A 1,460-nucleotide genomic window follows, 5' to 3' on the forward strand; every position below is an offset into this window, starting at 1 on the left:
TGCCCAAGCGGTCCTACCTTGTTCGTGGGTTGGACGGGCCGTCGTAAGGTCCAGAGACCCAGAGACACCGGGTATGGCTTCCAAGCGGTTGCCCTCGATGGTTCCATCCACCTGGCCGCCCGGTGTCTCACGACGACTCGGCCGCTGATTAGGAGCTGCGAACGCCTTCGAGCGGATCGCTGAGTAGGACCACGCCGGCGAGGTCGTCCGGGAGAACAGAGTGTCATCGAACGACCGGAGGAACAGGTGGCCCAGATCTGGGCGGGTACGGACATCGGCAAGACCCATCACCACTGCGTGGTCCTCAACGCGGAGGGCGCACGGTTGCTGTCGCGACGGGTCTTGAACGACGAGCCGGAGCTGCTGGCCCTGCTCGCCGATGTGCTGGCCCTCGACGAGGACGTGGTCTGGGCGGTCGACGTCGCCGACGGCATGGCCGCACTGTGGATCAGCCTCTTGCTCGACCACGGCCAGCACCTCGTCTACATACCCGGCCTGGCGGTTAACCGGGCTTCGGCCGGCTACCGGGGCATGGGCAAGACCGACGCGAAGGACGCCACCGTCATCGCCGACCAGGCCCGGATGCGCCGGGACCTGACCGTCCTGAAGCCGGACGACGAGCACGCCATCGAACTGCGGATCCTCACCAGCCGTCGGGCCGACCTGAACGCCGACCGCACCCGTCGGATCAACCGCCTGCGCGGCCAACTCACCAGCATCTTCCCGGCCTTGGAGCGAGTCCTCGACCTGGGCAACGTCGGGCCGCTGATTCTGCTGACCGGCTATCAGACGCCGGCCGCTCTGCGTCGAACCGGCCGCAGGCGCCTGGAGACCTGGCTGCGGAACCGTAACGCCCGCAGTCCCGAAGCCCTGGCCGAGGTCGCCCTGGAAGCGGCTGAGCGCCAGCACACCGCCGTCCCCGGGGAGAAGATCACGGCGCAGGTGATCCACACCCTAGCCAAGGAGGTGATGAGCCTCAGCGAGCAGATCACCGAGATCGACAAGCTCATTGCGGCCCGGTTTCGCGACCACGAACTCGCCGAAGTGATCTCCAGCATGCCCGGCATCGGCCCACTGTTGGGCGCCGAGTTCCTTGCCGCCACCGCTGGCGACATGAGCCGCTACGGCACCGCTGACCGCCTGGCCAGCCTTGCCGGAGTCGCTCCGGCCCCCCGGGACTCGGGCAACATCAGCGGCAACCTGCACCGGCCCAGGCGCTATCATCGCGGGCTGCAACGCGTCTTCTACACCTCCGCGCTGATCAGCATCCGCAGCTGCGACCAGTCGCGTCGTTTCTACGAACGCAAGCGCGCCGAAGGCAAGCGGCACACCCAGGCCGTCCTCGCCCTGGCCCGGCGACGCGTGAACGTCCTGTGGGCTCTCATCCGTGACGGACAGTGCTACCAAAGCAACCTCCCCGTCACTGCTGCGGCTTGACAACCTCATTAGGAGGTGGATCG

The 1,460-nt window shown here is 67.3% G+C and carries 1 protein-coding gene; it reads left to right on the plus strand.

Annotated features, from left to right (window positions below; translation table 11 throughout):
• The first annotated feature begins 246 nt into the window (after positions 1-246).
• The gene (locus AB0N14_RS40100; protein ID WP_366030607.1) at positions 247-1,437 is read left to right on the plus strand and encodes an IS110 family transposase; all 1,191 of its coding nucleotides are present in this window, start codon (positions 247-249) and stop codon (positions 1,435-1,437) included.
• Positions 1,438-1,460: the final 23 nt, after the last annotated feature.

It is taken from the genome of Streptomyces sp. NPDC051104 (genome assembly GCF_040682835.1).
GTDB lineage: Bacteria > Actinomycetota > Actinomycetes > Streptomycetales > Streptomycetaceae > Streptomyces > Streptomyces cynarae.